The organism is Candidatus Cloacimonadota bacterium (genome assembly GCA_034661015.1).
Lineage (GTDB): Bacteria > Cloacimonadota > Cloacimonadia > JGIOTU-2 > JGIOTU-2 > JAYEKN01.
This window is the reverse complement of record JAYEKN010000210.1, coordinates 1-2,270: the sequence shown is the minus strand read 5'-3', so window position 1 is coordinate 2,270 and position 2,270 is coordinate 1. Positions and strand designations below refer to the sequence as shown.

Sequence of the window (2,270 nt, the reverse complement as noted above, 5' to 3'; positions counted from 1 at the left end):
GTTATCAAAAATTATTTCGGAGGAAATATGAAAAACAAAAAGAAATCCCGATTAATTTCGGACAAAAAATGGATTATTGCGATTATCACAATCGTAATCGTTAGTTATGCAGCTATTTCAGTTGCCAACCCAATGGACTATCGCGGAAAGCGGGGCAACCCACCATTTCCCCAAAATCAAAAACCAGATTTTCATATGCAAAATGCTCCCAAAGATCCCATCTTTCTTTTATTTCAAATACTCGATTTAACAGATGCACAAGAAGAAAAAATTATCGGATATAGCACTAAATCGAGAAAAGACATAGTCCAATTAAAGGCTGATATTCAAGTTTTACAAATTGACAAGAGAGTTGCCCTAAAAAATGAGAATTACAAAAAAGTAAAAAAACTCATTGACCAAATCTCAGTCAAAAAGGCGTCAATTGAGAAATCTAGGATCAATCTGAAAGAAGATATTAGCAAAATGTTGACCGCTGAGCAAAAAGAGGAATTGAAGGAAAACATGATGGACCGAAAGAAACCGAAACTTGATAAATATCACAAAAAACTTGATAAGAGATAATAAGTAGTGAAATTTTGTAGATATAAATTTTACGGTTAAGATCTAGGTTTTGGAAGAAGCCACCCTGACTATGAAACAGTTCGGGTGGCTTTTTTATTTTCCCGGAAAAACAAACTTAAAAGGAGCTGTATGAAAAAGTTATTTATTATTATTTTGATATGCTTGAACATTTTTGCTTGCACCAAGAGATCGGATAAATTGATCGTGGGCTTGATCAAACCATCGTTAAATCATTTCCCATTTGAATTTGGCATCAGAGAAGGGTTGATAGCAGAAGATGAATATGATATTAAATATTTTTCAGCAGGCTGGGAAGTGAATGAAGCCTTAGTCTCAGGAAAAATTGACCTATCAATCATGCCATTCACTTACACTTGGACTGATGTGGCAAAAGGGAAAAAGGTAAAAATAATATCATTTCTCGAACGAGAAAGCGATGGGATAATTTGCAAATCGAATATCCAAAATATCAAGGAACTAAAAAGCAAAAAAATCGGGGTATTACGAGCATCAACTTTGGATGTGTTTGCAGAGATGTTTTCGGAAAAATATAATTTGAATCTGGAACTTGTTTACTTCCGCAGCCCAATGGAAATGGCGGCTGCACTTCAAAGCAACGCTGTTGACGCCCTCAGTTTTTACGTTCCCCCGATTTTCAAATTTTCTGATGATTTTAGAATAATCCATTGGTTTGGAGAAGATTTCCCCTCTCATACCTGCTGTGATATTTCCGCAACGGAATATGCTATTCGAAATAAAAGAGAGCAGATAGAGAAATTTATTTCAGAGATGAACTTATCTGTTACATTACTCAATAAAAACAAAGAAAAAGCCATTACAATTGCAATGAAAATATTCGGATTTCCAGAAGAAATTATTGAAAAATCTCTGCGATTTACCGAATACAAAATAAATTTATCCGAGCAAGATAAAAGGTTTGAAAGGAAAGTAATGGAAAAAATGTTAAAACTCGGATATGTGGACGTAGTTCCAAATCCCGCTGAAGTTTATGATGAAATTAAATAAATATAAAATTTCCGGCTTCCTTTTGCTGTTGATTTTTTTACTGATTCTAATTTTGTCATTGGGAATCGGATTACAACAATTTCGTAGTATGCGGTTTTCATATCCGAATCTCTTGGGGGATTTGCTAATTTCCGGTTTGCGAGTAACGCTGATTACAATTATTACTTGGCTTGTTTCGATTTTTGCCGCCCATGTTTTTTCAAAGAACGAGTCTGTGAAATCCGTATTTATGCCGGTGGTAAATTTCATTCGTCATATTTCTCCATTTGCCTGGCTTCCATTCGCGATCATCTGGTTCGGGCTGGGAGAACAATCTTTGATTTTTATTATGTTCATTGCTCTATTTTTTCCAACTTTAATCGGGTGCATTAGCATTTATGATGAGATCAATCGAGATTATATTGATGAGGGAAATGTTTGCGGAGCGAATAAATGGCAGATATTTTTTTATATTGAACTCCCGCTTAGTCTTCCCGCTTTGATAAATCTGTTTAGAATAATTTGGGGATTGGGCTGGTCAACCATAATTGCAGCTGAGATGCTGGGAGTGAAAAGTGGACTTGGGTTCAGATTGCTCGATTTCAGATATTTGCTCAAATATCCCGAAATGCTGATCTATTTAACCGTGATGGGCATCTTCGGAGTGGGTGTAGATTCGCTACTTAGACGTATCGTCAATT

3 protein-coding genes are annotated in these 2,270 nt (G+C 35.5%); all 3 read left to right on the top strand.

Annotated elements, in window-relative coordinates:
• The first annotated feature begins 27 nt into the window (after nucleotides 1–27).
• Nucleotides 28–564: a Spy/CpxP family protein refolding chaperone gene (locus U9P79_08105; GenBank protein MEA2104585.1), complete on the top strand. Its 537-nt coding sequence runs from the start codon at nucleotides 28–30 to the stop codon at nucleotides 562–564.
• Nucleotides 565–693: 129 nt separating this feature from the next.
• Nucleotides 694–1,590, top strand: coding sequence for a transporter substrate-binding domain-containing protein (locus U9P79_08100; GenBank protein MEA2104584.1), 897 nt, complete (start codon nucleotides 694–696; stop codon nucleotides 1,588–1,590).
• Nucleotides 1,574–2,270: ABC transporter permease subunit (locus U9P79_08095; GenBank protein ID MEA2104583.1), on the top strand; the 697-nt coding region annotated here is incomplete at its 3' end. The genes U9P79_08100 and U9P79_08095, both read left to right, overlap by 17 nt.